The sequence below is a fragment of the Kitasatospora sp. NPDC089509 genome, from assembly GCF_044749365.1.
Taxonomy (GTDB): domain Bacteria; phylum Actinomycetota; class Actinomycetes; order Streptomycetales; family Streptomycetaceae; genus Kitasatospora.
Genome location: NZ_JBIVHS010000036.1, coordinates 79580 through 83705, shown reverse-complemented (window position 1 = coordinate 83705; position 4126 = coordinate 79580). Strand labels below are relative to the sequence as shown.

Genomic DNA, 4126 nt, shown 5'->3' with positions numbered 1-4126 from the left:
GGCGCGTCCGGCGCGCACCGCGGGCACGGTCGTCAAGGACGAGGGCGAGGGCGGCAAGCAGCTCGCCGCGTTCCTCGCCGACCAGAAGTTCATCTGAGCCCCGCCCGTCAGCGCACCCAACGATCGATCAGGAGCAACGAATCATGGCTGAGATCCTGGTTCTGGTGGACCACGCCGATGGTGCGGTCCGCAAGCCGGCCCTCGAACTGCTGACCCTGGCCCGCCGCATCGGTGAGCCGTCCGCCGTCGTCCTGGGCGCGGGTGCCGCGGCCGCCGACATCGCCGCCAAGGCCGCCGAGTTCGGCGCCGCCAAGGTGTACGTCGCGGACGGCGCCGAGTTCGCCGACCAGCTGGTCGTCCCCAAGGTGGACGCCCTGGCCCAGATCGCCACGACGGTCTCCCCGGCCGCCGTGCTGGTCACCTCCTCCGGTGAGGGCAAGGAGGTCGCCGCCCGCGTCGCGCTGCGGATCGGCTCCGGCATCATCACCGACGCCGTCGACCTGGAGGCCGGCGACGGCGGTCCGGTCGCCACCCAGTCGGTGTTCGCCGCTTCCTTCCAGGTGAAGTCCACGGTCACCAAGGGCGCGCCGGTCATCACCGTCAAGCCGAACGCCGTCGCCCCGGAGGCCGCCCCGGCCGCCGGCGCGGTCGAGAACGTCGCGGTGGCGTTCACCGGCAACGCCGCCAAGGTCACCTCGCGCACCCCGCGGGTGTCCACCGGCCGCCCCGAGCTGACCGAGGCCGCCATCGTGGTCTCCGGCGGCCGCGGCGTCGGTGCCGCCGAGGGCTTCGGCGTGGTCGAGGAGCTCGCCGACGCCCTCGGCGCGGCCGTCGGTGCCTCGCGCGCCGCCGTCGACGCCGGCTGGTACCCGCACAGCAACCAGGTCGGCCAGACCGGCAAGCAGGTCTCCCCGCAGCTCTACATCGCGGCGGGCATCTCCGGTGCCATCCAGCACCGGGCCGGCATGCAGACCTCGAAGACCATCGTGGCCGTCAACAAGGACGCCGAGGCCCCGATCTTCGAGCTGGTGGACTACGGCGTGGTCGGCGACCTGTTCGCGGTGCTGCCGCAGCTGACCACCGAGGTGAAGGCCCGCAAGGGCTGATCCCCGGCCGGCAGGACCGGAGGGCGTGGTACCGGGTGCTCGGTGCCGCGCCCTCCGCCGTCGTGTCCGCCCTGGTCCCGCTGACCCGCGGGTACCCGCCTGCCCCGGCGACCGTCTGCCGGTGGCGCCCGGCCGGCCCGTAGAGTCGGCCCGACGTCGGCCGGGCGCGTGAGCGTCCGGCGGGACCAGGGCGAGGACGAGGCGAGGACGGAAGCATGGCACTGCTGACGGCACTTCAGGGCGGCCACGGCGACGCGGCGGACGCGCTGCGGATCGACGGGCGGGCGCTCTCCCGGGAGGAGCTGCTGGGCGCGGCGGTCGCGGTGGCCGACCGGGTGGCCGGGGCGCCCGCGCTGGCGGTGCTCGCCCGGCCCACCGTGGAGACGGTCACCGCCGTGGTCGGCGGTCTGCTGGCGGGCGTTCCGGTGGTGCCGCTGCCGCCCGACTCGGGCCCCAAGGAGCGCGAGCACATCCTGCGCGACTCGGGTGCGGCGCTGCTCGCCCACGCCGTCGGGGAGGAGGTGCCGGAGGGCCTGTCGGTGGCGGCCCTGCCGGTCGACCCCGCCGAGCGCTCGGCGACCACGTACGCCGAACCGGCCGCCGACGCGACCGGCTTCGTGCTCTACACCTCCGGCACCACCGGCGCGCCCAAGGGCGCGGTGATCCGGCGCGCGGCGATCGCCGCCGACCTGGACGCGCTCGCCGCCGCCTGGCAGTGGACCGCGGAGGACACCCTCGTCCACGGCCTGCCGCTGTTCCACGTGCACGGACTGCTGCTCGGCGTGCTCGGTGCCCTGCGCACCGGCAGCCGGCTGGTGCACACCGGCCGGCCCACCCCGGAGGGGTACGCGTCGGCGGGCGGCAGCCTGTACTTCGGGGTGCCCACCGTGTGGTCCCGGCTGGCGGCGGACCGGGAGGCGGCCGCGCGGCTGGCCCCGGCCCGGCTGCTGGTCTCCGGCAGCGCGCCGCTGCCCGTACCGGCGTTCGAGAAGCTGGCCGCGCTCACCGGCCACGCCCCGATCGAGCGCTACGGGATGACCGAGTCGCTGATCACCGTCAGCACCCGGGCGGACGGCGAGCGGCGCCCCGGCAGCGTCGGACTGCCGGTGGAAGGGGTGCGCACCCGACTGGTCGGCGAGGACGGCGAGCCCGTCCCGTACGACGGGGAGAGCGTCGGGGAGCTGCAGGTCAGCGGCCCCACGCTGTTCAGCGGCTACCTCAACCGGCCGGACGCGGACGCCGAGGCCTGGACGGCGGACGGCTGGTTCCGCACCGGGGACGTCGCGGTGATCGGGGCGGACGGCTTCCACCGGATCGTCGGCCGTGCCTCGGTGGACCTGATCAAGAGCGGCGGCTACCGGATCGGCGCGGGCGAGGTGGAGGCCGCGCTGCGCGACCACCCGGCGGTCGCCGACGCGGCGGTGGTCGGCGCGCCGGACGAGGACCTCGGACAGGCGATCGTCGCCTACGTCGTCCCGGACGGCGCCGTGACGGGGGAACAGCTGACGGCCTTCGTGGCCGAGCGGCTCTCGGTGCACAAGCGGCCGCGGCGGGTCGTGCTGGTGCCCGAACTGCCCAGGAACGCCCTGGGGAAGGTGCTGAAGAAGCAGTTGCTCGGGGAGGCCGGCGGCCGCTGATGAGGGGGCGTCGGGACACGCCGACGGTGACGGGTGTTCACCCTGATGCGCCGTCGGCGCCCGCCGTCCGGGAAACCTTCCTTTGGCGCACTCCACTGCGCGTAGTGAGCGGACGCGTGCCTAACGTGACACGCAGGCAGAACTGAATCCCCGGGTGACATGCCGTGGCTTCCGGTCGCAGGGCCGGGACCGCGGCGGGTCGGACCGGGATCTGCCGAGCGTACGAACCGGCGCGACCGGGGCGTACCGCGTGTCCGCAGCAGTTTCCGCAGCCGCCCGTCCGGCGGCCGTACGCCGCAGTGCGTTCGCAGCAGTGAAGGAAGTCAGCAGGATGACCACCGTCAACACCGGCGCGCCGGATGCCGCCGACGAACCGACCGGGCAGCACGCCCCCGCCACCGCCGTCCGTTCCGCCACCGCCGTCCGTCCCTCGCGGGCCGCGCGGGTCCGCCGGGGGATAGGCATGGCGGCCGTGATCGCGGTCGGCGTGGGGGCCGTCGGCCTCGGCACCGGCGTGAGCCCCGCCGCGGCGGAGCGGGCGCCGGCGCACGCCGGGTGGGACGGCTCGCGGTACTGGTTCAAGAACAGCCAGGGGCAGTGGCGCTGGACGACGCACTACAGCGTGTACCTGGCGCGGACCAGCGGGAAGTCGGCTCCGAAGTCCTCCGCCAAGTCCTCGTCGAAGTCCACCTCGAAGTCCTCGAACGGTGGGATCACGCAGGGCTGGGACGGCTCGCGGTACTGGTTCAAGAACAGCAAGGGGGAGTGGCGCTGGACCTCCCACTACGACATCTACCTGCAGCGCACCGGCGGTTCCTCCGCCGGGTCGTCCGGCTCCTCGTCCGGTTCCTCGGGCGGCTCGTCGGGCGGTTCGTCCGTGGCGGCGGACCGCAACGTCGAGACCGCGGTGGAGTACGCGCTCGCCCAGCTGGGCAAGCCGTTCCGGACCGCGGGCAACGGGCCGGACGGGTACGACTGCTCGGGCCTGGTGCAGCAGGCGTTCAAGCGTGGCGGCATCAAGCTGCCGCGGGTCGCCAACGACCAGTACGCCGCCACCACGCCGATCAAGGCGAGCCAGCTGCGCCGCGGTGACCTGCTGTTCTGGTCGCCGAACGGCACCAAGCGGGGCATCCAGCACGTGGCGATCTACCTGGGCAACAACCAGTACGTGGAGGCCGCGCGGCCCGGGACGCTGATCCGGATCTCGGGGATCAGCAGCGGGTACTACCCGGCCTACATGGGTCGGCCGTAGCGCCTTCCGTCGTCGTGTCCGTGGGCGGGGCGGGGGGGGGCCCCCCCCCCCCCCCCCCCCCCCCCGGGGCGGGGGGCGGCCGCCCCGGGGGGCCGGGGGCGCGGGGGGGGGGCGCCGCCGCGCGCCGCGGG

At 74.9% G+C, this 4126-nt stretch carries 3 protein-coding genes and 1 pseudogene; all 4 read left to right on the top strand.

Features of this window, described 5'->3' with window-relative positions; genetic code table 11:
- Positions 1-97 (top strand): annotated as a pseudogene (locus tag ACIP4P_RS41860) (electron transfer flavoprotein subunit beta); the annotation flags it as partial.
- Positions 98-143: 46 nt separating this feature from the next.
- Positions 144-1106, top strand: coding sequence for an electron transfer flavoprotein subunit alpha/FixB family protein (locus tag ACIP4P_RS41855; RefSeq protein WP_400928687.1), 963 nt, complete (start codon positions 144-146; stop codon positions 1104-1106).
- A 215-nt stretch (positions 1107-1321) separates the two neighbouring features.
- Positions 1322-2743: an AMP-binding protein gene (locus tag ACIP4P_RS41850; protein WP_400928684.1), complete on the top strand. Its 1422-nt coding sequence runs from the start codon at positions 1322-1324 to the stop codon at positions 2741-2743.
- A gap of 331 nt (positions 2744-3074) precedes the next feature.
- On the top strand, positions 3075-3995 hold the full coding sequence (locus tag ACIP4P_RS41845; RefSeq protein WP_400928681.1) for a C40 family peptidase: 921 nt from the start codon (positions 3075-3077) through the stop codon (positions 3993-3995).
- The last annotated feature ends 131 nt before the right edge of the window (positions 3996-4126 follow it).